The organism is Kitasatospora sp. NPDC002522 (assembly GCF_053595195.1).
In genome coordinates this window covers 52269-78147 of sequence record NZ_JBSFXE010000036.1, presented here as the reverse complement: position 1 = coordinate 78147, position 25879 = coordinate 52269, and the positions used below count along the sequence as shown (strand labels likewise).

The 25879-nt window shown below is 73.0% G+C and carries 20 protein-coding genes and 1 other RNA gene; 18 read left to right on the top strand and 3 right to left on the bottom strand.

Annotated elements, in window-relative coordinates:
- The coding region (locus ACWD4U_RS26740; protein WP_449787326.1) for a hypothetical protein at window positions 1–215 on the top strand (215 nt) is incomplete at its 5' end.
- Window positions 216–249: 34 nt separating this feature from the next.
- Here the strand turns inward: ACWD4U_RS26740 and ACWD4U_RS26735 are convergent.
- Complete coding sequence (locus ACWD4U_RS26735) at window positions 250–2967, bottom strand: FtsK/SpoIIIE domain-containing protein (RefSeq protein ID WP_449787325.1); 2718 nt, start codon at window positions 2965–2967, stop codon at window positions 250–252.
- 313 nt (window positions 2968–3280) lie between these two features.
- Here ACWD4U_RS26735 and ACWD4U_RS26730 point away from each other — a divergent pair, with 313 nt between their 5' ends.
- From ACWD4U_RS26730 to prfB, 3 genes are all read left to right on the top strand, one after another.
- Complete coding sequence (locus ACWD4U_RS26730) at window positions 3281–5167, top strand: serine/threonine-protein kinase (RefSeq protein ID WP_363462270.1); 1887 nt, start codon at window positions 3281–3283, stop codon at window positions 5165–5167.
- 130 nt (window positions 5168–5297) lie between these two features.
- On the top strand, window positions 5298–6554 hold the full coding sequence (locus ACWD4U_RS26725) for a serine/threonine-protein kinase (RefSeq protein WP_363456341.1): 1257 nt from the start codon (window positions 5298–5300) through the stop codon (window positions 6552–6554).
- A 34-nt stretch (window positions 6555–6588) separates the two neighbouring features.
- Window positions 6589–7692, top strand: coding sequence for a peptide chain release factor 2 (prfB, locus tag ACWD4U_RS26720; protein ID WP_363456322.1), 1104 nt, complete (start codon window positions 6589–6591; stop codon window positions 7690–7692).
- 161 nt (window positions 7693–7853) lie between these two features.
- Here prfB and ACWD4U_RS26715 read toward each other — a convergent pair whose 3' ends face one another.
- On the bottom strand, window positions 7854–8042 hold the full coding sequence (locus tag ACWD4U_RS26715) for a hypothetical protein (protein WP_363456319.1): 189 nt from the start codon (window positions 8040–8042) through the stop codon (window positions 7854–7856).
- A gap of 263 nt (window positions 8043–8305) precedes the next feature.
- On the opposite strand from ACWD4U_RS26715, the gene ftsE reads away from it, so the two are divergent.
- The 11 genes from ftsE (at window position 8306) to ACWD4U_RS26660 (ending at window position 21449) form a co-directional block, all read left to right on the top strand.
- Window positions 8306–8995 carry a cell division ATP-binding protein FtsE gene (ftsE, locus tag ACWD4U_RS26710; protein ID WP_363456316.1) on the top strand — a complete coding sequence of 230 codons (690 nt, stop codon included), beginning with the start codon at window positions 8306–8308 and terminating at the stop codon, window positions 8993–8995.
- An 11-nt stretch (window positions 8996–9006) separates the two neighbouring features.
- The gene (gene ftsX, locus ACWD4U_RS26705; RefSeq protein WP_363456314.1) at window positions 9007–9915 is read left to right on the top strand and encodes a permease-like cell division protein FtsX; all 909 of its coding nucleotides are present in this window, start codon (window positions 9007–9009) and stop codon (window positions 9913–9915) included.
- A gap of 51 nt (window positions 9916–9966) precedes the next feature.
- Window positions 9967–11070: a S41 family peptidase gene (locus tag ACWD4U_RS26700; protein ID WP_363456311.1), complete on the top strand. Its 1104-nt coding sequence runs from the start codon at window positions 9967–9969 to the stop codon at window positions 11068–11070.
- A gap of 88 nt (window positions 11071–11158) precedes the next feature.
- Entirely contained in the window at window positions 11159–11635 is a 477-nt protein-coding gene (gene smpB, locus ACWD4U_RS26695; RefSeq protein ID WP_363456308.1) for an SsrA-binding protein SmpB, read from the top strand.
- 79 nt (window positions 11636–11714) lie between these two features.
- Complete coding sequence (locus ACWD4U_RS26690; RefSeq protein ID WP_363456305.1) at window positions 11715–12977, top strand: alpha/beta hydrolase; 1263 nt, start codon at window positions 11715–11717, stop codon at window positions 12975–12977.
- A gap of 103 nt (window positions 12978–13080) precedes the next feature.
- Window positions 13081–13463, top strand: a transfer-messenger RNA (tmRNA) gene (gene ssrA / locus ACWD4U_RS26685).
- A 187-nt stretch (window positions 13464–13650) separates the two neighbouring features.
- Window positions 13651–15021 carry a nitrate/nitrite transporter gene (locus tag ACWD4U_RS26680; protein WP_363456302.1) on the top strand — a complete coding sequence of 457 codons (1371 nt, stop codon included), beginning with the start codon at window positions 13651–13653 and terminating at the stop codon, window positions 15019–15021.
- Window positions 15022–15234: 213 nt separating this feature from the next.
- A complete protein-coding gene (locus ACWD4U_RS26675) occupies window positions 15235–16392 on the top strand; it encodes a uroporphyrinogen-III synthase (protein ID WP_363456299.1) in 1158 nt (385 codons plus the stop codon).
- A 224-nt stretch (window positions 16393–16616) separates the two neighbouring features.
- On the top strand, window positions 16617–18923 hold the full coding sequence (locus ACWD4U_RS26670; RefSeq protein ID WP_363456296.1) for a HelD family protein: 2307 nt from the start codon (window positions 16617–16619) through the stop codon (window positions 18921–18923).
- 325 nt (window positions 18924–19248) lie between these two features.
- Window positions 19249–20724, top strand: a complete 1476-nt coding sequence (locus tag ACWD4U_RS26665) for an NAD-dependent malic enzyme (protein ID WP_363456293.1) — start codon at window positions 19249–19251, stop codon at window positions 20722–20724.
- Between the two features lie 443 nt (window positions 20725–21167).
- Window positions 21168–21449: an HU family DNA-binding protein gene (locus tag ACWD4U_RS26660; RefSeq protein WP_014136004.1), complete on the top strand. Its 282-nt coding sequence runs from the start codon at window positions 21168–21170 to the stop codon at window positions 21447–21449.
- 72 nt (window positions 21450–21521) lie between these two features.
- Here the strand turns inward: ACWD4U_RS26660 and murA are convergent, their stop codons facing one another.
- Window positions 21522–22877 carry a UDP-N-acetylglucosamine 1-carboxyvinyltransferase gene (murA, locus tag ACWD4U_RS26655; RefSeq protein ID WP_363456290.1) on the bottom strand — a complete coding sequence of 452 codons (1356 nt, stop codon included), beginning with the start codon at window positions 22875–22877 and terminating at the stop codon, window positions 21522–21524.
- A gap of 226 nt (window positions 22878–23103) precedes the next feature.
- Between murA and ACWD4U_RS26650 the strand changes: the two genes are divergently transcribed.
- The 3 genes from ACWD4U_RS26650 to ACWD4U_RS26640 all read left to right on the top strand — a co-directional run bounded on the left by ACWD4U_RS26650 (window position 23104) and on the right by ACWD4U_RS26640 (window position 25729).
- On the top strand, window positions 23104–23673 hold the full coding sequence (locus ACWD4U_RS26650) for a YqgE/AlgH family protein (RefSeq protein WP_449787324.1): 570 nt from the start codon (window positions 23104–23106) through the stop codon (window positions 23671–23673).
- A 71-nt stretch (window positions 23674–23744) separates the two neighbouring features.
- Window positions 23745–24020: a DUF3039 domain-containing protein gene (locus ACWD4U_RS26645; RefSeq protein ID WP_363456287.1), complete on the top strand. Its 276-nt coding sequence runs from the start codon at window positions 23745–23747 to the stop codon at window positions 24018–24020.
- A 71-nt stretch (window positions 24021–24091) separates the two neighbouring features.
- Window positions 24092–25729 (top strand): beta-N-acetylhexosaminidase, encoded by a 1638-nt coding sequence (locus ACWD4U_RS26640; protein WP_363456285.1) that lies wholly within the window; start codon window positions 24092–24094, stop codon window positions 25727–25729.
- Window positions 25730–25879 lie beyond the last annotated feature (150 nt).

The following is a 25879-nucleotide window of genomic DNA, read 5'->3' as shown; positions in this document are numbered from 1 at the left end:
ATTTTTTTACTTCCCGGCCCACCACCTATATATACACTCGGTTAGCAAAACTCTTTCCCTACACCACCCTCTACCGATCTGCCCGGGAGTCGACTCCCGGGCCCCCGTCGGGCGTTCCCGGCCTACCGCGCCGGGTGGAGGCCGAAGCCCAACCCCAGGTGGTGGTGGCCTACGAGACCGGACTGGTCCGCCCGGCCGCCACCCGCACCGCCTGAGCCACCGTCACCACGCTGGCCCCCTGACCCGCCGTCAGCTCTCGGTCGCCCGGCGCAGCGCGCTGCCCAGCAGCGCCAGGTCGGTCGGCCCGTTGCCGAGCTCGCGGACCGGGCGCGGGGTCGGCGCGGCGCCGTGGTCCTCCGGCTGCAGTGCGACGACCGTCGGCCGCAGCGTCGCGGTGCGGGGGATCCGGCCGCTCACCCGGGCGCCCTGGAAGGCCGTCACCGCGCCGTCCGGGCGGCGCAGGTAGCCGCGGCCGGGCGTGCCGGCGGGCAGCGCCGCCGCGTCCGGCAGGTGGATCAGCAGGTCGGACTCGCCGGGCTGCTCGGTGCGCAGGGCGATCCGCAGCTGGGCCGCCTCGTCCACCTCGCTGCCCGCGGTGGCCTCCGGTGCGCCGGTCGCGGCGACCACGTGCACGCCGAGCCGGGCACCCTGCCGGGCGACGGCCGCCAGCGCGCGGGCCAGCGGCCGGCCGCCGGGGGACCCCGGGGAGACCAGCACGTCGTAGTCGTCGACCAGCACCACCAGCCGGACCGGGCCCGGCTCGGCGGCGGGCGCGGCCTCGGGGGAGCGGCGCGGCGCGGCCACCCGCACCGCGCCGGCCGGCCCGTCGGCGGCGGGGCCGCCGACCAGCGCGGGGGCCTTCTCGAAGACCTGCCGGGTGTGCCACTCGGCGAAGCTCAGGCCGTCGAACAGTGCCTCCCGCTGGGCGAGTTCGTCCAGCAGCAGGTCGGCGGCGTGCAGTGCCCCGCGCGGGTCGGTGTGCGCGTTGACGTGCGTGGTGACGTGCGGCAGGTCGGTGCAGCCGGCCAGTCCGCCGTCCTCGGCGCGGTCGCCGTCGACCATCAGCAGCGACAGCCGGCCGGGCCGCTCGGAGACCGCCAGCGAGGCGGCCAGGGTGCGCAGCAGCTCGGACTTGCCGGAGCCGGGGCCGCCGCCGATCAGCAGGTGGTCGCCGTCCTCGGCGAGGTCGACGGCGCAGCTCTCCTCGCCCTGCGCGCCGCGGGCGGTGCCCAGCAGCGCGCCCGCGCCGCCCGCACCGGCCGGCAGCGCGGCCCACTGCTCGGCCAGCCGGGCCGGGGAGAGCGACTCGGAGCGCAACAGGTCGAGCAGGCGCAGCGCCTCCGGCAGCGGGCCGCGCCCGGCCGGGTCGGCGTCGGAGGCGGCCTCGCGCAGCGGGGCCAGGGTGCGGGCCAGGCGCTCGGCCCAGGCCGCGGAGACCGCGTCCAGTGCGACGTCGGCGAGGTGCTCGCGGACCCCGCCGACCGGGCGGTCGACGGTCAGCCGGGTGGAGACCTCGCCGGTGATCACGCCGGTGGCACCGAGCCCCGCGGGCAGCAGGTCGGGCCGCTCGGCCAGGCAGACCGTGAAGACGCCGGCCGCCGGGCCCTGCTTGAGCAGCAGCGCGAGGGCCTCCCGGCCGGCCTCGGTGCCCGGGTCGCCGTCGACCAGGACGACGGTGGCGGGCGGTCCGTCGGTGGCGCCGGCCAGTTCGGCGAGCCGGGCCTCGGCCTGCTCCGGGCCGAGTCCGAACAGCAGTCGGCAGGCCTGGCCGTGCGCCGGGCGCAGGTGCGGCAGCCACTGCGCCCACGCCCACTCCTCGGCGGGCGCGGCGGCGGCGACCAGCACCAGGGCGAGCCCGCCGGGCGCGTGCAGCGCGGCGAGCTGGGCGAGCACGGCCCGGGCCAGCCCGGCCAGCCGGGCGCGCGGACCGGCCAGGCCGAGGCTGCCGGCGGTCTGCAGGTCGACGGTGACCGGGACGGCGGGCAGCAGGGTGCCGGGCGCGGTGCCGGGGCCGCCGGGCAGGTCGGCGGTGCCCAGCCGCAGGGTCAGCGCGTCGGGGTGGTCGGGGCCGCGCTCCCAGAGCCGGCCGCCGGTGGCGAGCGCGGTGAGCAGCAGCGCCGCCGGGTCGGGCCAGCGCTCGCGCTGCGCGGCGGCCTGCCGGGCGCGGGCCGCGGCGTGCTGCGCCCCCGTGTCGACGGCGGCGGGCTCGGTGCGGCCGCGGCGCAGCCAGCGGCCGCGCCCGGAGGGCTGCGTGGCGGGCTCGGCGGCGGGTTCGGCGCCGGCCGGGCGGCCCAGTCCGGTGCGCGCGGTCGGGCGCGGGGCGAGCCGCAGGTGGCCCGTGCCGTCGGGGGTGGTGGCCTGCGGCGGGGCGGCTATCGCGTCCGGGCGGGCGAGCTGCAGGGTGGACTCGCCGATCCGCAGCAGCGCGCCGGGCAGCAGCTCGGCGGCCTCGTCGTGCAGGTAGCGCTCGTCGAGCAGCGTGCCGTTGGTGGAGCCGAGGTCGCGGACGGTCGCCCGGCCGTCGGCGCCGAGGGTCAGTGCGACGTGCAGCCGGGAGACGTCCGGGTCGTCGAGCGGCACGTCGGCGTCGGTGGAGCGGCCGATCCGGATCTGCTCGCCGTGCAGCCGGTGCACGCCGCCCGCGTCCGGTCCGCCGACCACGCGCAGTTCGGCGGCGGGCGGCTCGACCTCGCCGTCGGCGTCCGGGTCGGGCTCGTTCAGCGCCAGCACCGCGCCGTCGATCAGCGGGGGGTGCCCGAGCGGGGCCTGCTCGTCCAGCCGGGCGTCACCGGCGTAGAGGTGGACGTGGGTGGCGGAGCGCGGACCGCGGACGCCGACCGCCGCCGCCAGCGCGGTGGCGACCGCTCCGAGCACGGTGCCGGCCGGGGCCGTGACCAGGACGTCGGCAGAGCTCCCGGGGGCGGCGGGGCCGCTGCGCGGTCGAAGGACGGTGAGCCGGATCTGCATCTCGCCCGGGGTCCCTTCTGCACACGGGTGGTGCCTGTCATCCTGCCACTCGGGGCGGACACTCCGCGCACGGTACCGGATTTGACGATCTTGCGATCATCGCCATGGTGAAGCCGACGCCACGTCAGGTCAAGGAACGCCGTCACCCCCGTCACGGCGCGCCCCCGCGTCGCTCCCGTCGCCGCCTCGGAAACCTGCGCGGGCACCGTTAGAGTTGCCGGGAAGAAGGCCCCGGCGCCGTTCGCCTCGAACGGGGGAGTGCCGGAACGCGGCCCCCGGCAGCGGGTGTCGGGTGACCGAACGGAGTGCACAGGTGCGGCCTGTCGGCAGCAAGTACTTGCTCGAGGAGAGCCTCGGACGCGGCGCGACCGGCACGGTCTGGCGTGGCCGGGTCCGCGAGGACGCCGCGGTGCCGGGCCTGGTGCCCGGGCAGGCGGTGGCGGTCAAGGTGCTCCGGGAGGAGCTCGCCGCCGACCCGGACGTCGTGATGCGCTTCCTGCGCGAGCGCTCGGTGCTGCTGCGCCTCACCCACCCCAACATCGTGCGCACCCGCGACCTGGTGGTGGAGGGCGAACTGCTCGCCCTCGTGATGGACCTGGTCGAAGGCCCCGACCTGTACCGCTACCTGCGCGAGTCCGGCCCGCTGTCGCCGATTGCCGGCGCCCTGCTGATGGCGCAGATCGCGGACGCGCTGGCGGCCAGCCACGCCGACGGCGTCGTGCACCGCGACCTGAAGCCCGCCAACGTGCTGCTGGCCACCGCGAACGTGGACGGCGCCGAGCGGATGTACCCGATGCTCACGGACTTCGGCATCGCCCGGCTCGCCGACTCCCCGGGGATCACCCGCACCCACGAGTTCGTCGGCACTCCCGCGTACGTCGCCCCGGAGTCCGCCGAGGGCCGCCCGCAGACCTCCGCGGTGGACGTCTACGGCGCCGGCATCATGCTGTACGAGCTGGTCACCGGGCAGCAGCCGTTCCAGGGCGACAACCCGCTGGCCATCCTGCAGGCCCACCTCGCCCAGGAGCCGCAGCGCCCGCGCACCATGCCCGAGCCGCTGTGGACGGTGGTCGAGCGCTGCCTGCGCAAGGACCCGGCCGAGCGGCCCACAGCGGTCTCGCTGGCCGAGGCGCTGCGGGTGGTCGCGGCCGGCGTCGGCGTGCACGCCTCCCCGGCCGCGGTGGACGCCGCGCTGGCGGTCGGCGCACTGCTGGTCGCCGACCCGGCGCTGGCGCCCGCCCACGACGCCACCCTGGCCGGCGCCTTCGACCCGGCCGCCGCCACCCAGGTCATGACGAACCGTCAGCCGCCGGCCGGGGCCGAGGACCGCACCCAGGTGATGCGCGGCGGCGGCGCCGGCTCGGAGGACCACACCCAGGTGATGGGCGCCCCGGCCCCAGACCGCACCCGGCTGATGCCCGCCGCGCCCGAGCCGGCCGCCGCGCCCGAGCCGCAGGGCCCGCACCCGTGGCAGACCCAGCTCCGGGCCGCCCGGGACCGCAACCAGCAGACCCAGATCGGCTACTTCGACCCGCAGGAGCTGGGCGAGCCGCAGGTCGCCCCGCGCCCCTACCAGGCCGGCCAGTACCCGCCGCCCGCGCCGGGCCCGCAGGGCGGCCAGGCCCCGCGCCCGCCGCAGGGCGGCCGGTACGCCCCGCAGCAGGGTCCGTACCAGCCGCAGCAGGGCCAGGGCGGTCAGTACCCGCAGCAGGGGCAGTACCCGCCGCCCGGCCAGGGCCAGTACCCGCCGCCGGGCGGTCGGCAGCAGCCGCCCGCCGGCTACCGCGACCCGCAGGGCGGGCGGCCGCAGCAGGGCGGCTACGCCCAGCGGCCGCCGGTCGCCCCGCCGCCGTACCAGGCGCAGCAGGCCGCGCAGGGCTACCCCGCGCCGCAGCAGGGCGGCTACCCGCCGGCCGCGCCGCCGCGGCGGGCCGAGCCGGCCCCGCAGCGCCGCCCGGAGCCGCCGGTGCGCGAGCCGGAGCCGCCGCGCGAGCGGGAGCCCCGCCGGCGCAGCCGCAACCGGATGTGGATCCCCGGCCTGGGCTGCCTGAAGGGCTGCCTGATGGTGATCCTGGTGCTCGCGGTCGCGGCCCTCGCGCTGTGGAACTTCACCCCGCTGCCGCACTACTGGGACAACGTGGTCGGCTGGTTCGACGAGGCCCGCACCTGGATCAGCGGCCTGACCGGCAGCCAGAATTGACGCTTTGTCGACAATCCAACGAAAATCCACCGGATCGATAGCTCGCGGGGGGCCTTCCACGGCCCTCGGAGGGCTTCCGGGCGCGTAGGTTGTTCGTCGAGCACCGACCTCACGAGCCCACGGAGCAGCATTGGCACGCAAGATCGGCAGCCGGTACACGGTCCACCAGGTGATCGGCCGCGGCTCGGCCGGCACCGTGTGGCTCGGCGAGGGCCCGGACGGTCCGGTGGCCGTCAAGCTGCTGCGCGAGGACCTCGCCGCCGACCAGGTGCTGGTCGGCCGGTTCGTCCAGGAGCGCTCCGCCCTGACCGGCCTCGACCACCCCAACGTGGTCGGCGTCCACGACATGGTGGTGGACGGCAGCGACCTCGCACTGGTGATGGACCTGGTCCAGGGCAGCGACCTGCGCACCCGGCTGGAGCGCGAGGGCGTGCTCACCCCGCTGGTCGCCGCCTCGGTGATCGCCGACGTGGCCGACGGCCTGGCCGCCGCGCACGCCGCCGGCATCGTGCACCGCGACGTCAAGCCGGAGAACGTGCTGCTCGACCTGGCCGCCCCGGCGGGCCCCGGCGGCGCACCGCGCGCCAAGCTCACCGACTTCGGCATCGCCCGGCTGGTCGACGCCCCCCGCCGCACCCGGGCCACCCGGATCATCGGCACCCCCGACTACCTCGCGCCCGAGATCATCGAGGGCCTCGAGCCGCGCGCCGCCGTCGACATCTACGCGCTGGCCACCGTGCTGTACGAACTGCTCACCGGCGCCACGCCGTTCGGCGGCGGCCACACCGGCGCGGTGCTGCGCCGGCACGTCACCGAGAACGTCCCGCCGGTCGAGGGGATGCCCGACGGCCTGTGGCGGATCATCTCCGAGTGCCTCGCCAAGGCCCCCGCCTCCCGGCTACGGGCCGCCGAACTCGCCTCCCGGCTGCGCCAGTTGATCCCCGAACTGGCCGGCCTCGGACCGCTCGCGGTACCCGCCCAGCGGACCGCCCCCGAAGAGGTGCTCACCCCCGCCGAGGCGGTCTACGCCGAGGTGGACGCCGGCCGCGGCACCCACCGCCGCCGCCGCGGCCCGGCCGTCCCGCTGGTGCCGGGCCCCACCCCCGACTCCACCCGGGACACCCACACCAGCCTGCGCCGCCCGTCCGCCCAGGAACTCGCCTCCTACGCCGCCGAGTCCCGGGCCCAGCGCACCCAGCCCGCGAGCCACCGGCGCACCCGCGCCCAGCTGATCCGCCGCCGCCGCACCCTGGCCGTGCTGCTCGCCGTGGTCCTGCTGCTGGCCGGTGCCGCCGCGGCCTGGACGGCGTTCGCCGCCGAGCCCCCCGGACACCCCGCCGGGGCCCGCGCCGCGGCCCCCGCCGCCGCCCGGCCGCCCGGGTTGTAGCCGAGCCCCCCCGGCGAGCCATTACCCTTGAGGCGTGGCAGCCGTCGATCCTTCCGAAGAGCTCAAGAACCTCGACACGACCATGTCGTCGATCGAGGCAGTCGTCGACCTGGACAAGATCCGCGCCGACATCGCAACCCTGGAGGAGGAGGCAGCCGTCCCCACTCTGTGGGACGACGTCGCGAACGCGCAGAAGGTCACCTCCCGACTCTCCTTCCTGCAGGGCGAACTGCGCCGGGTCGAGGCCCTGCGCAGCCGCGTCGAGGACCTGGGCGTCCTGTTCGAGCTGGCCGAGGCCGAGGACGACGCGGACACCCGCGCCGAGGCCGAGGCCGAACTCGAGTCGGTCAAGAAGGCCGTCGAGGAGCTGGAGGTGCGCACCCTGCTCTCCGGCGAGTACGACTCCCGCGAGGCCCTGGTCAACATCCGCGCCGAGGCGGGCGGCGTCGACGCCGCCGACTTCGCCGAGCAGCTGATGCGCATGTACCTGCGCTGGGCCGAGCGGCACGGCTACCCGACCGAGGTCTACGACACCTCGTACGCCGAAGAGGCCGGCATCAAGTCCGCGACCTTCACCGTCAAGGCTCCCTACGCCTACGGCACCCTCTCCGTCGAGCAGGGCACGCACCGCCTGGTGCGCATCTCCCCGTTCGACAACCAGGGCCGCCGGCAGACCTCCTTCGCCGGCGTCGAGGTGCTCCCCGTCGTCGAGACGTCCGACCACGTCGACATCGACGAGGGCGAGCTGCGCATCGACGTCTACCGCGCCTCCGGCCCCGGCGGCCAGGGCGTCAACACCACCGACTCCGCGGTGCGCATCACCCACCTGCCCACCGGCATCGTGGTCTCCTGCCAGAACGAGCGCTCGCAGATCCAGAACAAGGCCTCGGCGATGAACGTCCTCCAGGCCAAGCTGCTGGAGCGGCGCCGCCAGGAGGAGCGCGCGGCGATGGACGCGCTCAAGGACAGCGGCAGCTCCTGGGGCAACCAGATGCGGTCCTACGTCCTGCACCCGTACCAGATGGTCAAGGACCTGCGCACCGAGCACGAGGTCGGCAACCCGCAGGGCGTGCTGGACGGCGACATCGACGGCTTCATCGAGGCCGGCATCCGCTGGCGCAAGCAGCGGGAAAGCTGATCGCCGCGACGTGAGGAGGCCGGCCGAGATGAACAATCAACGCAGCATCGAGGCCGGCATCCGGTGGCGCAAGCAGCGCGAGAGCTGATCGCCGTAGAAGCGTGAAGAAGGGCCCCTCCGCCGGTGGCGGAGGGGCCCTTCCCGTGCCTGTGGGTCTCGGGTCAGCGCAGTAGCAGGGCCAGGGCCAGTACCGCGGCGAACAGCACGGCCAGCAGCATCGCCGGGTTGAGCGCGGCGAACGGCCCGTGCTGCTCGGCCTGCAGGCGGGCGCGGTTGGCGCGGCAGACGGGGCACCGGCCGTCGATCACGCGGCCGTTGCAGTTGGCGCACACCAGTTGGTCGCAGGTCATGCGATCTCCTCCTTGCTGCATAGCCAACGTGCCGGAGGCGGCTTCGGTTCCGACTACTCTCTCCACTCTGCCAGGTTCCGAACCCCGTGGCCCCTGGAGAGGGAGGGTTACCGATCTGTGACGTAACTCGCAATTTCCGGTCCGGAACGGAACGGCACCTGATGAAACCACGGTCAGTAGGCGTCTGTTGACTGCGGGTGCGTATCGGCATCGCGTAAGGTCACTGCCCTCGATCCACCTAGGATGGCCCCCGTGATGCAGCCGTGATCAGATTCGACAACGTCTCCAAGACCTATCCCAAGCAGAACCGTCCGGCCCTGGACAACGTCTCGCTGGAGATCGAGAAGGGCGAGTTCGTCTTCCTGGTCGGCTCGTCCGGCTCGGGCAAGTCGACGTTCCTGCGCCTGTGCCTTCGCGAGGAGCGGCCGTCCACCGGTTCGGTGCACGTGCTGGGCAAGGACCTCGGCAAGCTGTCCAACTGGAAGGTGCCGCACATGCGCCGCCAGCTGGGCACGGTCTTCCAGGACTTCCGCCTGCTGCCCAACAAGACCGTCGGGCAGAACGTGGCGTTCGCCCTGGAGGTCATCGGCAAGCCGAAGAGCGCCATCAACAAGGTGGTGCCCGAGGTGCTCGACCTGGTCGGTCTCGGCGGCAAGGAAGAGCGGATGCCCGGCGAGCTCTCCGGTGGTGAGCAGCAGCGCGTGGCCATCGCCCGCGCCTTCGTGAACCGGCCGATGCTGCTGATCGCCGACGAGCCCACCGGAAACCTCGACCCGCAGAACTCGGTCGGCATCATGAAGCTGCTCGACCGGATCAACCGGACCGGTACCACCGTGCTGATGGCCACCCACGACCAGGCCATCGTCGACCAGATGCGCAAGCGCGTCATCGAGCTCGACAAGGGCCTCCTCGTCCGCGACCAGGCCCGCGGCGTCTACGGCTACCAGAGCTAGAGAAGAGAAGCATGCGCGCCCAGTTCGTTCTGTCGGAGATCGGCGTCGGTCTCCGCCGCAACCTGACCATGACCATCGCCGTCGTGGTCAGCGTCGCGCTGTCGCTCGCCCTCGCCGGTGCCTCGCTGCTGGTCCGCGACCAGGTCAACTCCATGAAGGACTACTGGTACGACAAGGTCGAGGTCAGCATCTACTTCTGCACCAAGGCGGACAAGACGTCGCCGCAGTGCGCGGCGGGTGCGGCCACCGACGACCAGGTCAAGCAGGTCAAGGCCGACCTGGACAAGATGAACGGCCTCGTCCAGACCTCGACGTTCGAGTCCTCGCAGGAGGCGTACCAGCGCTTCAAGCAGACCAACCCGGACAACCCGCTGCTGGCCGCGGTCGGCGCGGACGCGATGCCGCAGTCCTGGCGGGTCAAGCTGGTCGACCCGACCAAGTTCGACGTGATGCAGAGCGCCTTCGCGGGCAAGCCGGGCGTCAAGTCGGTCGAGGACCAGCGGAAGATCCTGGAGAACCTGTTCGGCCTGCTCAGAGGCCTGCAGACGGCCGCCTTCGTGATCATGGTGCTGATGCTCTTCGTGGCGCTGCTGCTGATCGTGAACACCGTCCGGGTGTCCGCGTTCAGCCGCCGGCGCGAGACCGGCATCATGCGCCTGGTCGGCGCCTCCAACTTCTACGTGCAGATGCCGTTCATCGCGGAGGCCGCGTTCGCCGCTCTGCTCGGCGCGGCGCTGGCGTCGACGCTGCTGGTGGGCGGGCACTTCTTCGTCCAGGGCTGGCTGCAGAAGAAGGTCATGTTCATCCACTTCATCGGCCTGTCCTCGGTGTTGGCGGTCATCCCGCTGCTCGTGGTGGTCGGCATGGGGATGGCCGGCATCGCCGCCTTCTTCACCCTCCGCAAGTACCTGAAGGTCTGACGCACCGTCGGTTCTACCGGTGTGCGCGGATCGCCGCCTACACTCCAGAGCATGCCGACAGCACCGCGGGTACGCCAGGGGATGACGCTCGGCCTGGTGTTCGGGGCCGTGCTGTTCGCCGGCGCCGCGTCCGGGGCCTGGGGAGAGCCGATCGGCTCTCCCCAGGCCCCGTCGTCGTCCGACGCCGCGCGCCCCGCGTCGCACGACCTCAGCGGGGCCGACCTGAGCCCGCAGCAGGCGCAGCGGCTGGTGGGGGAGAGCGGCGACCGCTGGGCCGCCTACCTGAGCCCGCAGCAGTACCGGGACTTCACCGGCGGCCGCTACCCGGGCGTCGGCCTCAGCGTGGACCGCGCGGGCGGCGGGACGACCGAGGTGGCCGAGGTGCTGCCCGGCTCGCCGGCCGCCAGGGCCGGCATCGAGGCGGGGGACCGGCTGGTCCGGGTGGACGGCGTGGCGGCCGAACAGCTGCCGGTCACCGAGGTGGTGGCCCGGCTGCGCGGCGGCCCGGCCGGCACCCCGGTGGCGCTGGCGGTGCAGGGCTCGGCCGGGCCGGTGCGCGAACTCACCCTCACCCGGACCGAACTGGCCACCCGCGAGGTCGAGGTGGCGCACCCGCGGCCGGGCGTCGCGCAGATCGCCGTGCACGCCTTCACCGAGGGCGTCGCCGACCAGGTCCGGGCCGCCGCGGCCGGTGCCCAGGGCGTGGTGCTCGACCTGCGCGGCAACTCCGGCGGCCTGGTCGAGGAGGCGGTGGCCACCGCCTCGGTCTTCCTGGACGGCGGACCCGTCGCCAGCTACCAGGTCCACGGCGAGCACCGGGAGTTGGCCGCCGCACCCGGCGGCGACACGGCGGTCCCGCTGGTGGTGCTGGTCGACGGCGGCACCATGAGCGCCGCCGAACTCCTGGCCGGCGCCCTGCAGGACCGCTGCCGGGCCGTCCTGGTCGGCACCCGCACCTTCGGCAAGGGCAGCGTCCAGCAGCCCAGCCGGCTCGCCGACGGCTCGGTGCTGGAACTCACCGTCGGCCGCTACCAGACCCCGGCCGGCCACTCCCCGGAAGGCACCGGCCTGCAGCCCGACGTGCCCGCCCCGGCCGACGACGACGCCGCCCCGCTCGCCCTCAAGGTGCTGGACGGACTGCGCACCCGCACCTGATCACCACGCGGCCCGCACCCGGCCCGCACCCGGCCCGCCGGTAAAGGGGCTGACCCCGCGGCCCCCGAGGTGCGAGAATGGCGGAGCTATGGCAAAGGAAACGGGCAAGAAGCTGGTCGCGCAGAACAAGAAGGCGCGGCACGAGTACACCATCCTCGACACCTACGAGTGCGGCATGGTGCTCACCGGAACCGAGGTCAAGTCGCTCCGCGAGGGCCGGGCCAACCTGGTCGACGGCTACGCGTACATCCAGGGCGGCGAGGCCTGGATCGACAACGTCTTCATCCCCGAGTACGCCCAGGGCACCTGGACCAACCACTCGGCGCGCCGCAAGCGCAAGCTGCTGCTGCACAAGATGGAGATCCGCAAGATCGAGTCCAAGGCCAAGGAGACCGGCCACACGCTGGTCCCGCTGTCGCTGTACTTCAAGGACGGCCGCGCCAAGCTCGAACTCGCCCTCGCGGTCGGCAAGAAGCTCTACGACAAGCGCCAGACGCTCCGCGAGCGCCAGGACAAGATGGAGTCCGCCCGCGCGGTCGCCGCCGCCCGCCGCCGCCAGAGCTGAGCCTTTACCTGGCGTACCGTCAGGTAATGGGTTCATCCCGGTTGCACACGGAGAGTTGGGCCTTACGTACGATCTCCGGGTGGACTTCTCACTGCTGAGCGGCTGGCTGCCCTGGACCCTGCGCATACTCGCCCTGGCGGCGGTGGTCGCGTCGGCCTGGAGGCTCGACCGGTCGTGGCTGCGCAAGCGGCTGCCGTGGGCGGTGGCCGGGGCGATTCTCGTCACCGCGCTCGCCGCCGCCCTGGTCGCCGCGTTCGCCGACATCCAGGACCCGCTGCCGATCGGCCTGTGGTTCTGGATCTGCTGCGCCCTGCTGGCGCCCGGCACGTTGGCGCTGGGTCTGCGCCACGCCCGCTGGTGGAACATGGCCGCCGTCCCGGTGGCGGCCGCGCTCGCGGTGGTCTGCGCCGCCAACGCGCTGAACACGTCGACCGGTTACTACCCGAACGTGAACGATGCGCTGGCGGACTTCGCGGGTGCCCCGGTGCCGCAGCAGATGACGCTGGACCAGGCCCTCACCACCGTCGGGAAGGCCACCGAGGGCCGCGTGGTCGCGGTCGACATCCCGGCCGTCCCCAGCGGGTTCCAGCACCGGCAGGAGCTGGTCTACCTTCCCCCGGCCTGGTTCCGGAGCAAGACCCGCCCCAAGTTGCCGGTCGTGGAGATGATCGGTGGCCAGTTCATGGCTCCGAGCAACTGGGTCAGGGCCGGTGACGCGACGAAGACCGCCGACGCCTACGCCGCCGACCATGACGGCTTCGCGCCGGTCATGGTCTTCGTGGACGCCACGGGCGGCTTCAAGGCGGACACCGAGTGCGTCAACGGCGCCGGAGGCAAGGCCGAGGACCATCTGACCAAGGACATCCCGCCGTTCGTCGCGAAGACCTTCGGCACCGCCTCGGGCCCGCGCTCGTGGGCGGTGGCCGGCTGGTCCATGGGCGGCACCTGCGCCGTTGACCTGGCGGTGGTCCACCCCGACGTGTTCGGCCACTTCGTCGGCATCTCCGGCGACGTCGGCCCGAACATGGGCAACAAGCAGAACACCATCGCGCAGCTCTACGGCGGCGACGCCGCGGCCTGGGCCGCTCACGACCCGCTGACCGTGCTCGGCGCCAAGAAGCACGACTACTCGGCCTCGTCGGGTCTCTTCATGGCCGCCGACAGCGAGGCGGGCCACATCGCCAACGCCAAGGAGCTCGACCGGGCGGCCCGGGCGGCCGGCCTGGCCACCAAGGTCGAGATCCACCCCGGCGGCCACGACTGGCAGTTCGGCGCCTTCGCGTTCAAGCAGGCGCTGCCCTGGCTGGTCCAGGAGCTCGGGCTGCGCGGCACCACCGGTTGACCGGTGCTTAATGCGCTGGACCCTTGACGCACGAGCCGAGTACTATGGCAACGCATCAGCCGGAGGGCCCCGTGCCCTCCGGAGCTGTTTGTCAAATCAACATGGGGATGATCGGTTTCGACAGTGTTAGTCGAAACAGGAGAAGCGAGCCGAGGAATGCGGCAATGATCTCGTTAACCATCTGTCGCAAAAAAATAATCGCCAACTCTAAGCGCGATTCCCAGCAGTCCTTCGCTCTCGCTGCCTGATCAGCGAAAGTGAAGTGGGTGTCAGCCCGGGGCGTTCCCGACCCGGATCCTGGCATAATCTAGGGAACTCAACCTTCCACCCCGGCCGCGGGGGTGGCGGGAAAATCTAACAGTGGCTGGGCCTGTTGGCGGCTTGTCCGCGTGACCGCCAGGGCCGAGAAAATCACAGCGGACTGCGCTCGGAGAAGTCCTGAATCCACTCCACTGGACCCGGGTTCGATTCCCGGCATCTCCACCACCCCATGTGCATCGCAGAGCCGTCCTCCACCCGGAGGGCGGCTCTCGTGCTTCCCCGGCCCGCCTCACACGGCGGTGCCCCGCCGGGTGAGAGGACGGTTCCGCACCCTTCACACCGCACAACGAAGACGAAATCGTGGGCTCCTAGCGTCGGTAGCACAGGGCACCGGAAGGCGAAGGAGCACCCCATGGACGGGACCACCACGCAGGGCAGAACGGGCGGGCGCTGGATTCAGCAGTGGGATCCGGAGGACGCCGAATTCTGGGAGCGCACCGGCCGCCGGACCGCGCGGCGCAACCTCGCCTTCTCGGTCCTCTCCGAGCACATCGGCTTCTCGATCTGGAGCCTGTGGTCGGTGATGGTGCTCTTCATGGGCAAGGACTTCCACATCGACGCGGCCGGCAAGTTCTTCCTGGTCGCGATGCCCACCCTGGTGGGCTCCTTCGTCCGGATCCCCTACACCGTGGCGGTGGCCCGGTTCGGCGGCCGCAACTGGACCGTGGTCTCCGCGCTGCTGCTGCTCCTCCCGGCGCTGGCCGCCGCGTACGTGATGCACCCCGGGACCTCGTACACCACGTTCCTGCTGGTCGCGGCGCTCACCGGCTTCGGCGGCGGCAACTTCGCCTCCTCGATGACCAACATCAACGCCTTCTACCCGGCCCGGCTCAAGGGGTGGGCGCTCGGCCTGAACGCCGGCGGCGGGAACATCGGCGTGCCGGTGATCCAGCTGGTCGCGCTGGGCGTGATCGCCTGGGCCGGGGCCGGCCACCCGCGGGTGGTGCTCGGCATCTACCTGCCGCTGATCGTGCTCGCCGCGCTGTGCGCCGCGCTGTTCATGGACAACCTGGCGCCGATGAAGGCCGACACCGGCTCGCTCGCCGCGATCGTCCGGGAGAAGCACACCTGGCTGATGTCGGTGCTCTACGTCGGCACCTTCGGCTCGTTCATCGGCTTCTCCTTCGCCTTCGGCCTGGTGCTGCAGACCCAGTTCGGCCGCACCCCCCTACAGGCCGCCCAACTCACCTTCCTCGGCCCGCTGCTGGGCTCGGTGATCCGCCCGCTCGGCGGAAAGCTCGCCGACCGGTTCGGCGGCGCCCGGATCACCCTGTGGAACTTCGCCGCGATGGCCGCCGCCGCGAGCGTGGTCACCTACGCCTCGTCGATCCGCTCGCTGCCCGTCTTCCTCACCGGCTTCATCGCCCTGTTCGCACTCGCCGGACTCGGCAACGGCTCCACGTACAAGATGATCCCGGGCATCTTCGACGCCAAGGCGCAGGACCGGATCGCGGCCGGCGACAGCGCGGAGGACGCCGCCGCCTGGTCGCGCAAGATGTCCGGCGCCGCGATCGGTGTGATCGGCGCGGTCGGCGCCCTCGGCGGGCTCTTCATCAACCTCGCCTTCCGGCAGTCCTTCCTCGCCGTGAAGTCCGGCACCCCCGCCTTCGTCTCCTTCCTCGCCGCCTACGCCGTCTGCTTCGTCCTCACCTGGGCCGTCTACCTCCGCCGCCCCGAGGGCGCCCGGCAGACCGCCGACACCCCGGCACTGGCCAGGGTCTGACCCGCCGTCACGCCCCCGGACGCCGCTCCGACCTGCCGTGAAACACGGAGGTAATCGAGGCGACCCGGGGGCGTCACCACGACCGGACACCATGGTCGCCACCCACCCGACAGCCGCCCGCGGTCCCTAGCCAGGACACTTCCCGCGGGTAGCACCCCTGTCCCCGCCGGCCCCCGGCCCGGTAGGGGCGGACCGCTCCGAAGGACGTCTCGCATGGCCGACCCGACCCGCCGTCAGCCGCCGCCCGATCCGGCCGAGGCCGACCCGCCCGCCGCCGGCCCGCTCTCCGGGTGGACCGTCGGCATCACCGCCGCCCGCCGCGCCGACGAACTCGCCGCCCTGCTCCAGCGCCGCGGCGCCGCCGTCCTGCGCGCCCCCGCCCTGCGCATCGTCCCGCTCGCCGACGACACCGAGCTGCTCGCCGCCACCCACGCCCTGATCACCGACCCGCCGGACCTCGCGGTCGCCACCACCGGCATCGGCTTCCGCGGCTGGCTGGAGGCCGCGGACGGCTGGGACCTCGGCGAGGCCCTGCGCGCCGCCCTCGGCCAGGCCTCCGTCCTCGCCCGCGGCCCCAAGGCCAAGGGTGCGATCCGCGCCGGCGGACTGCGCGAGTCCTTCTCCGCCGCGACCGAGTCCTCCGTCGAGGTCCTCGCCCACCTCCTCGACCAGGGCGTGGAGGGCCGCCGGATCGCCGTCCAGCTCCACGGCGCACCGCTGCCCGGCTTCGTCGAGTCCCTCCGCGCCGCCGGCGCCGAGGTGATCGAGGTCCCCGTCTACCGCTGGCTGCCGCCCGTCGACCCCGCCCCGCTCGACCGGCTCCTCGACGCCACCTGCGCGGGCGCGCTGGACGCCGTCACCTTCACCTCCGCGCCCGCCGCGATCAGCCTGCTCAACCGCGCCGCCGAACGCGGCCGCAGCGAGGAACTGCTGCACGCGCTGCGCCGCGACGTCCTGGCGGTCTGCGTCGGCCCGGTCACCGCCGCCCCGCTCGAGGCACACGACATCCCCACCGTCTGGCCCGAGCGGATGCGCCTCGGCGCCATGGTCCAGACCCTCACCGCCGCCCTCCCCGAACGCGCCCGCAGCCTCGCCGTGGCCGGCCACACCCTCGAACTGCGCGGCCAGGCCGCCCTCGTCGACGGCGAACTCCGCCCCGTCCCGCCCGCCGGCATGGCCCTCCTGCGCACCCTCGCCCGCCGGCCCGGCTGGGTCGTCCCCCGCGCCGACCTCCTCCGTGCCCTCCCCGGCAGCGGCGAGGACGAACACGCCGTCGAAACCGCCATGACCCGCCTCCGCCAGGCCCTCGGCACCCCCCGCCTGATCACCACCGTCGTGAAACGCGGCTACCGCCTGACGCTTGATCACTGACGATGAAGTTGCACTGTCCAGGGGCCCGGGGAACGGCGGGGGTGCGTGGCGGCGAGAATTTCGGGGCGCTGCGAGGTCTGGGCGCATAGAGGTCTCCAGGACGCACAGCCGGCCCGAGACCACCAGACACTCGCCTCGCAGTTCCCCGAGCCCCCAGGTGCTGCCCACTCCCGCTATCACGTAAGATCGTCCGTCCGCCTTTTCTCCGTACCGCAGGGGGCTCCTTGGGCGCGCACGGCTCGACCCAGCAGCAGACCGACCTCGACACCGACACGATCCGCGACCGCGAGATCGCCGGTGAGCAGCAGCATCTCGACACCGTGTACCGACGGCTGGAGGAGAAGCTGGCCGAGGCGGAGTACATCCTCGAGGACGCCGCCAAGCGGGTGCAGGTCGGGACGCCCGGCGCACTCGCCGAGCGGGATGCCCAGGTGTACCGGGCGGGGGCCCATCTGCAGCGGTTGAACAACGAGTTCGAGGACTTCCTGTTCGGCCGCATCGACCTGCAGCAGGCCGATGCGCCGGAGGAGCACGGGATCCCCTCGCAGACCCCGCTCGACCCGGACGACCCGGAGGTGGCGGAGACGCTGCACATCGGGCGGCTCGGCGTGCTCGACGCCGAGTTCGGCCCACTGGTGATCGACTGGCGGGCGCCGGCCGCGGCGCCGTTCTACCGGTCGACGCCGCTGGAGCCGGGCCGGGTGATCCGGCGCCGGGTGATCCGCTCGAAGGGGCGGAAGGTGATCGGCGTCGAGGACGACCTGCTGCGTCCGGACCTCGCCCCGACGTTGGACGGCGCGGAGCTGGCGGTGGTCGGCGACGGCGCGTTGATGGCCTCGCTGGGGCGGGCGCGCAGCCACAGCATGCGCGACATCGTCTCGTCGATCCAGAAGGAGCAGGACGAGGTGATCCGCGCCGCCGCGGCGGGGGCCACCCTGGTCACCGGCGGCCCGGGCACCGGGAAGACGGCGGTGGCGCTGCACCGCGCCGCGTTCCTGCTGTACCAGGACCGGCGCCGGTACGCGGGCGGCATCCTGGTGGTCAGCCCGACGCCGCTGCTGGTCTCGTACACCGAGGGCGTGCTGCCGTCGCTGGGCGAGGAGGGCCAGGTGGCGATCCGCGCGGTGGGCTCGCTGGTGGACGGCATCGAGGCGGGGCGCTACGACAGCCCGGAGGTGTCCCGGATCAAGGGTTCGGCGCGGATGGTGCAGCTGCTGCGCCGGGCCGCCCGGGGCGCCCTGGAGCTGGGCGCGCCGACCGAGCTGAAGGTGTTCGCCCGCGGGCGGGTGCTGCGGCTGGACGCGGGCCGGCTGAAGGCGGTGCGCGGCAACGTGGTGGGCGGCGGCGGCACGCCGCTGAACCTGCTGCGGCCCAGGGCGCGCCGGCTGCTGCTGGACGCGCTGTGGTCGGAGGCCGTGCGCGACCTGCCGAAGCCGGTCAGCTACGCGGACCGCGAGCAGCGGCAGGAGGAGCGGGAGTCCTTCGACGAGTACGTCTCGGACGAGGCGCCGTTCCTGGACTTCCTGGACGCCTGGTGGCCGGCCCTGACGCCGCGGCAGGTGCTGGCGACGCTCCGGCAGCACCGGCACACCAACCGGATCGCCCGCCGCGCCGTCACCCCGGAGGAGGCCCGGCTGCTGGCCGGCTCCTGGCGGCACCTGGACGCGAAGGGCGCCGGCGAGCTGTCGGCGCACGACGTGGCGCTGGTGGACGAGCTGCAGGTGCTGCTCGGCGAGCCGGCCCGCCCGAAGGTGCGGGAGGTCGACGCGGTCGACATGCTGACCGGCCTGGACGAGGTCACCACGTACGGCGAGCGGGCCTACCGGCAGCGCGAGCGGGTGCCGGAGGAGCGCCGCGAGTACGCGCACGTGATCGTGGACGAGGCGCAGGACCTCACCCCGATGCAGTGGCGGATGATCGGCCGCCGCTCGCGGATGGCGACCTGGACGATCGTCGGTGATCCGGCGCAGTCCTCCTGGCCGTTCCCGCAGGAGGCGCAGGCGGCGCTGGACGAGGTGCTGGCGGGCAAGCCGCGCCGCCGGCACACGCTCACGGTGAACTACCGCAACCCGGCGGAGATCGCCGAGGTGGCGGCGAAGGTGCTGGCGCTGGCCGCACCGGGCACCCCGTCGCCGAGCGCGGTGCGGGCCACCGGCGTGCGGCCGCGGTTCGCGGCGGTCCGCGAGGCGGGCGCGGCGGCGTTCGGCGCGGCGGCCCGGGCGGAGCTGGTGCGGCTGCTGGGGGAGGTGGACGGCACCGTGGCGGTGGTGGTCCCGATGGACCGCCGCGCCGAGGCGGCGGCCTGGACCGAGGGCCTGGGCGAGCGGGTGGTGGCGCTGGGCAGCCTGGAGGCGAAGGGCCTGGAGTACGACGCCACGGTGGTGGCCGACCCGACCGGGATCGCGGGGGAGTCGGAGGCGGGCCTGCGGGTGCTGTACGTGGCGCTCACCCGCGCCACCCAGCGGCTGACCGTGCTCTCCGGCCCGGACGACCTGCCGGACGCCGCGGGCGTCCCCGCACTGCTGAAGTAGCCGGGCAGCACGAAGGCCCTCCACCATGAGGTGGAGGGCCTTCGCCACGTTGAACACCGACCCGCCATGCTCGCCTCGCGGCAAGTGGTCCCTCGAAGGGACGAAGGTTGGGCCCGGGGGCTTGGATCGAGCCGGTGCCGTTCCAATGTAACGCATCCGCGCCGACGGGCAAGGAGGCCTCCGGCTGCGGATGGGGGGTTTGTCGGGTCCGCACACTCTATGAACGTTATTTCTGGCAACCGCTTGGTGAGTGCGACGATCGAGGTCTAGCATGCCGAGCGGCATGGAACTTCAACACTTTGTTGATTCAGGAAGAAGGACGTCGATGGCGACGGTGCCCAGTGTCTCGAACTCGATCACTGTCCGGCTGGAGGTGCCCGCCACCGGCAACGCCGTGAGCTCGATCACCACCGCCGTCGAGTCGTCCGGCGGTTCGGTCACCGGTCTCGACGTCACCGCCTCGGGCCTGGAGTCGCTGCGGATCGACGTGACCGTGGCGGCCGCCTCGGTCGCGCACGGCCAGGAGATCGTCGAGAAGCTCCGGACGATCGACGGGGTCAGCATCGGCAAGGTCTCCGACCGTACGTTCCTGATGCACCTCGGCGGCAAGATCGAGATGTCCTCCAAGCTGCCGATCCGCAACCGCGACGACCTCAGCATGATCTACACCCCGGGTGTGGCCCGGGTCTGCCTGGCGATCGCCGAGAACCCCGAGGACGCCCGCCGCCTGACCATCAAGCGCAACTCGGTCGCCGTGGTCACCGACGGCTCGGCGGTGCTGGGCCTGGGCAACATCGGCCCGAAGGCCGCGCTGCCGGTGATGGAGGGCAAGGCGGCGCTGTTCAAGCGGTTCGCCGGGATCGACGCCTGGCCGCTCTGCCTGGACACCCAGGACGCCGACGAGATCGTCGCCATCGTGAAGGCGATCGCCCCGGGCTTCGCCGGCATCAACCTGGAGGACATCTCCGCGCCGCGCTGCTTCGAGATCGAGGCCCGGCTGCGCGAGGCCCTGGACATCCCGGTCTTCCACGACGACCAGCACGGCACCGCGATCGTGGTGCTGGCGGCGCTGACCAACGCGCTGAAGGTGGTCGGCAAGGACATCACCGAGATCCGGGTGGTGATGAGCGGCGCCGGCGCGGCGGGCACCGCGATCCTCAAGCTGCTGATGGCGGCCGGCGTGGAGCACGCCACCGTGGCGGACGTGCGCGGCGTGGTCCACCTGGGCCGCGACGACCTGAACGACAACCTGCGCTGGATCGCCGAGAACACCAACCGCTCGGGCCGCACCGGCACCCTCAAGGAGGCGGTGGCCGACGCCGACGTCTTCATCGGCGTCTCCGCCCCGAACGTGCTGGACGGCGACGACCTGGCCACCATGGCCAAGGACGCCATCGTCTTCGCGCTGGCCAACCCCGACCCGGAGGTCGACCCGGCGGTGGCCCGGCAGACCGCCGCGGTGGTCGCCACCGGCCGCAGCGACTTCCCCAACCAGATCAACAACGTGCTGGTCTTCCCGGGTGTCTTCCGCGGCCTGCTGGACGCCCAGAGCAGCAGCGTGGACACCGAGATGATGCTGGCCGCCGCCCGGGCGCTGGCCACCACGGTCGGCGACGACGAGCGGAACCCGAACTACATCATTCCGAGCGTCTTCCACCCGGGTGTCGCCAAGACCGTCGCCGCGGCCGTCCGGGACGCCGCCGTGGCGGCCCGTGGCGGCGCCGAGGCGGCCCCCGCGAAGCCCACCCCGGGCATCGTCGGAACGCTCGACACCGCGGCTTTCCCGGCCGTTCAGCTCTGAGCCCGCGGCGCACCGGGCGCGCCCCGCGCGCCCGGATTGCGTCGAACGTGCCGGATCCCTTGCGACACAAGGGCAAGGGGCGTGTTTGGGCTTGTCGGTGCCAGGGCGTACGGTAGCCCTGCGACGGGGAGGCGTGTCCGACAAGTACGGTACGTCCCCAGTTGTGCCACGGCGTGTCGCCTCGACCGCCGCCCGCCCCGGTACCTCCGGAGCCGACGGAGCGTCATACCTCTGTCCGGCGGGCGCTGTTCGGGTCAATCACGCCGGTGCCCGATTGGCTTTCTCAGTGCCGGTCGGGGCAGGATTCGTACCCAGGCGGGCAGTTTGCGGCGCTTCGCGGTGCGAGGCCGGCCCCTGACCACCCCTCGCCTGAACGAGCACCGTCGCGCGGACCGGCCCCTCGGCCTCCGCGTACGGCAGAGCAACAGACCACAGGAGTACACATGAACCGCAGTGAGCTGGTGGCCGCGCTGGCCGAGCGCGCCGAGGTGACCCGCAAGGACGCCGACGCCGTGCTGGCCGCCTTCGCCGAGATCACCGGCGAGGTCGTCGCCAAGGGCGACGAGAAGGTCACCATTCCCGGCTTCCTGACCTTCGAGCGCACCCTGCGTGCCGCCCGCACCGCCCGCAACCCGCAGACCGGTGAGCCGATCCAGATCGCCGAGGGCTTCAGCGTCAAGGTCAGCGCCGGTTCGAAGCTGAAGGAAGCCGCGAAGGGCAAGTGACCCCTCGCCGCTGAAACGCCGAAGTGGCCGGCCTCCCCTCGGGGAGGCCGGCCACTGGCGTTCTCAGGCCCTTCAGGCGGTCAGCTGGACCTCGGTCACCTCGGTGCCCGACGGCAGCTCGATGTGCGCGCCCAGGTCGCGCAGCTTGTCCATGAAGTTCTCGTAGCCGCGGTTGATCAGGTCGATGCCGTGCACCGTGGAGGTGCCCTCGGCGGCCAGCGCCGCGATCAGGTACGAGAAGCCGCCGCGCAGGTCCGGGATGACCAGCTCGGAGCCGATCAGCTTGGACGGGCCGGAGACCACCGCGGAGTGCTTGAAGTTGCGCGCCCCGAACCGGCACGGGGTGCCGCCCAGGCACTCGCGGTACAGCTGGATGTGCGCGCCCATCTGGTTCAGCGCCCCGGTGAAGCCCAGCCGCGACTCGTACACCGTCTCGTGGACGATGGACAGGCCGTTCGCCTGGGTCAGCGCGACCACCAGTGGCTGCTGCCAGTCGGTCTGGAAGCCCGGGTGGACGTCGGTCTCCAGGGCGATCGCCTTGAGCTCGCCGCCCGGGTGCCAGAAGCGGATGCCCTCGTCGTCGATCTCGTAGGCGCCGCCGACCTTCCGGAAGGTGTTCAGGAAGGTCATCATCGGGATCTGCTCGGCCCCGCGGACGTAGATGTCGCCCTTGGTGGCCAGCGCCGCGCAGGCCCACGAGGCGGCCTCCAGGCGGTCCGGCAGCGCCCGGTGGGTGTAGCCGTCCAGCTCGTCGACGCCGGTGATCAGGATGGTGCGGTCGGTGCCCATGGCGATGATCGCGCCCATCTTCTGCAGCACGCAGATCAGGTCGACGATCTCCGGCTCGACGGCCGCGTTGCGCAGCTCGGTGACGCCCTCGGCGAGCACCGCGGTGAGCAGCACCTGCTCGGTCGCGCCGACCGAGGGGTAGGGCAGCTCGATCTTGGTGCCGCGCAGCCGCTGGGTGGCGACCAGGTAGGTGCCCTGCGGGTGCTTCTCGATGGTGGCGCCGAACTGGCGCAGCACCTCGAAGTGGAAGTCGACCGGCCGGCCGCCGATGTCGCAGCCGCCCAGGCCCGGGATGAAGGCGTGGCCGAGGCGGTGCAGCAGCGGGCCGCAGAACAGGATCGGGATGCGGGAGGAGCCGGCGTGCGCGTCGATGTCCGCGACGTTGGCGCTCTCCACGTGCGACGGGTCGAGGATCAGCTCCCCCTCCTCGTCGCCGGTGCGTACGGTCACCCCGTGCAGCTGCAGCAGGCCGCGGACGACCTTGACGTCCCGGATGTCCGGCACGCTGCGCAGTCTGCTGGGGCCCTGGCCGAGCAGTGCGGCGACCATGGCCTTGGGGACCAGGTTCTTGGCGCCGCGGATCTGGATCTCGCCTTCGAGCGGGTTTCCGCCGTGGACCAGCAGGACGTCGTCGGTCATCGTTCTCGCAATCCGGGTGCGCAGAGGAGGTTTTCGGCTGCGGGGCGAAGGGAAGAGCTCTTCACCACCCATAGATGGTAGAGGGTGGGCGATTGGTTCCCGTGTGCCCTATTGGTGATCATGCTGTAAGGGGTGCGGCGCGGCACCGTCATTGGGCCATCGGAGTGGCTCGCCGGGTTCCGTGTCCGTCGCCCCGATCGGCGCTGTCCGGGGCATCATTGCAGGCATGAAAGCGGCATCCTCGCTCACCGGCCGGCTGCTGGTGGCGACGCCCCTGCTGACCGACCCGAACTTCGCCAGGTCCGTCGTCCTGCTGCTCGACCACGACCCGCAGGGCGCGCTCGGGGTGGTGCTGAACCGGCCCACCCCGGTCGACGTGTCCGCCGTGCTGGACGGCTGGGGGCAGCTCACCGGGCAGCCCGCGGTGGTCTTCCAGGGCGGCCCGGTGGCGCTCGACTCGGCGCTGGCACTGGCGGTGGTGCCCGGCGAGGACGACCAGCCGGGGCCGCTGGGCTGGCGGCGGGTGCACGGGGCGATCGGACTGGTCGACCTGGAGGCGCCGCCGGAGGTGCTGGCCGGGGAGCTCGGGGGACTGCGGGTGTTCGCCGGGTACGCCGGCTGGTCGCCCGGCCAGCTGGAGCAGGAGATCGCCGAGGGCGCCTGGCACCCCGTCGACTGCGAGGTGGGCGACGTCTGCTGTCTCGACCCGGACGGGCTGTGGCGGGCGGTGCTGCGCCGCCAGCGCGGGCCGCTGGCGATGCTCGCCACCTACCCGGACGACCCCACGCTGAACTGACCGTCCGCTCCCGTGCGCGGTGCGTCCGAGTGGTGGCCCGGTTCCGGGCGACGCCCATAGACTTGGCACTCATGAGCACTCTTGAGCCCGAGCGCGGCCTCGGCACCGGCACCCTGGTCGAGCCCGTCCCGCAGACGTCGCACGGGGACGGCGACCACGAGCGCTTCGCCCACTACGTCCAGAAGGACAAGATCATGGAGAGCGCGCTCTCCGGGTCCCCCGTGGTGGCGCTGTGCGGCAAGGTCTGGGTGCCCGGCCGCGACCCGAAGAAGTACCCGGTCTGCCCGATGTGCAAGGAGATCTTCGACGGGCTGAACAACCCCGCTGGGGACGACAAGCAGAAGTGACGGCGGCGACCTGCGGAGACTTCTCCGCAGTGGTCTATGCCAATCTGGATAATCGGGGCAGGATGAGGCGCATGGACCTCATCCCTGCCCCGAAGCACGTCCAGGCCCGACCCGGCGGCGATCCCTTCGTCCTGCACGCCGGCTCCCGGATCGCCGCCGCGCCCGGCGCCGAGGGGGTGGCCCGCCGACTGCGCGCCGAGCTGTCCGCCGCCACCGGGTTCGACCTCGACGCGGCGCCCGCGGGGCAGGCCGCCGAGCTGGTGCTCGCCCTCGACCCGGAGCTCGCCGCCGAGGAGTACCGGCTGACCGCCGACGCCGGGTCCGTCCGGCTCACCGGCGGCGCGGCCGCGGGCCTCTCGCACGCCGCGCAGACCCTGCGCCAGCTGCTCGGTCCCGCCGCCTACCGCCGCGCCCCGCTGCCCGGCGCGGTGTGGACGGTGCCGGCGGTGGAGATCGCCGACGCGCCGCGGTTCGGCTGGCGCGGGGCGCTGCTGGACGTCTCCCGGCACTTCATGCCGGTGGCCGGGGTGCTGCGGTTCATCGACCAGCTGGCCGCGCACAAGCTGAACGTCTTCCACTTCCACCTGACCGACGACCAGGGCTGGCGGATCGAGGTCCGGCGCTACCCGAAGCTCACCGAGACCGCGTCCTGGCGCGAGCGCTCGATGGTCGGCTACCGGGCCGGCGGACGCCACGACGACCAGCCGCACGGCGGCTACTACACCCAGGACGACCTGCGGGAGATCGTCGCCTACGCGGCCGCCCGGCACATCACCGTCGTCCCCGAGGTCGACCTGCCCGGCCACAACCAGGCCGCCATCGCCGCCTACCCCGAGCTCGGCAACACCGACGTGGTGGACACCGCCGCGCTCGGCACCTGGACCGACTGGGGCGTGAGCGAGAACATCCTCAACGCCTCCGACGCCACGCTGCGCTTCTACGAGCACGTGCTGGAGGAGGTGCTGGAGATCTTCCCCTCCACCTTCGTCCACCTCGGCGGCGACGAGTGCCCCAAGGACCAGTGGAAGGCCAGCCCCGCCGCCCAGGCCCGGATCGCCGAACTCGGCCTGAAGGACGAGTTCGAGCTGCAGAGCCACGTCATCCGGCACTTCGACCGCTGGCTGGCCGAGCGCGGGCGCCGGCTGATCGGCTGGGACGAGATCCTCGAGGGCGGGCTGGCGCCCGGCGCGGCGGTCTCCTCCTGGCGCGGCTACGAGGGCGGGATCGCCGCCGCGCGGGCCGGGCACGACGTGGTGATGTGCCCCGAGCAGCACGTCTACCTCGACCACCGGCAGGCCGGCGGCGAGGAGGAGCCGGTCCCGGTCGGCTGGGTGCGCAGCCTGGAGGACGTCTACCGGTTCGAGCCGGTCCCGCCGCAGCTCGACGAGGCCGCCGCCGTGCACGTCATCGGCACCCAGGCGAACATCTGGACCGAGTTCATGAACGATGCCCGCGACGTCGACTACAAGGCGTTCCCGCGGCTCGCCGCGTTCGCCGAGGTCGCCTGGTCCGACCTGCCGCGCACCCCCGCCGAACGCGACTGGAGCGGCTTCGAGCAGCGCATGGACACCCACTACCGCCGCCTCGAGGCCCTGGGCGTCGAGTACCGCCGCCCCGACGGCCCCCGCCCCTGGCAGCGCAAGCCCGGCATCGTCGGCCGCCCGCTGGACGGGGCGCCCGGGCCGTCCGGCCCGCACACCGCACCGTGACCGGGCGGTAGCACGTCGGAACTCCGGGCGCGGCCCCCACGTCATGATCAGGTGAACAACCGATCACACGTACAACGGCTTGGTCGCGGACGCGTCCGGAGTTGTCCCGAGTTGTTCGGTCCTGTCCGCAGCCGGGGAAGTGATCAGCGG